The sequence below is a fragment of the Streptomyces sp. SID13726 genome, assembly GCF_010548375.1.
Lineage (GTDB): Bacteria > Actinomycetota > Actinomycetes > Streptomycetales > Streptomycetaceae > Streptomyces.
Genome location: NZ_JAAGLY010000278.1, coordinates 1 through 506, shown reverse-complemented (window position 1 = coordinate 506; position 506 = coordinate 1). Strand labels below are relative to the sequence as shown.

The 506-nt window shown below is 73.3% G+C and carries 1 protein-coding gene; it reads left to right on the top strand.

The annotated features are described in order from the left end of the window. Window positions 1-506: S1 RNA-binding domain-containing protein (locus tag G3I78_RS47610; protein ID WP_164436847.1), on the top strand; the 506-nt coding region annotated here is incomplete at both ends.

Sequence of the window (506 nt, the reverse complement as noted above, 5' to 3'; positions counted from 1 at the left end):
TTCGGCCTGCCGACCGTGACGGACATCCTGCGCGAGCTGGAGAAGCCGGGCCGCGACCCGCGGCCGGCCTTCAAGACCGCCACGTTCAAGGAGGGCGTCCAGAAGATCGGCGACCTGGCGCCGGGAATGATCCTGGAGGGCGTGGTCACGAACGTGGCCGCGTTCGGCGCCTTCATCGACATCGGCGTCCACCAGGACGGGCTGGCCCACGTCTCGGCGCTGTCGAAGAACTTCGTCAAGGACCCGCGGGACGTGGTCAAGCCGGGCGACATCGTCCGGGTGAAGGTCCTGGACGTGGACATCCCGCGCAAGCGGATCTCGCTGACGCTGCGGCTGGAGGACGAGGCCGACCGCCCGGCGGGCGGCGCCCCGCGACAGCGCGAGGACCGGCAGGAGCGCCAGGAGCGACGCGGTGGCGGCCGTCCCCCGCAGCAGCGCGGAGGCCAGGGTCAGGGCGGTGGCCAGAGCCAGGGGCAGGGTCAGGGCCGCGGCCCAGGGCAGGGCGG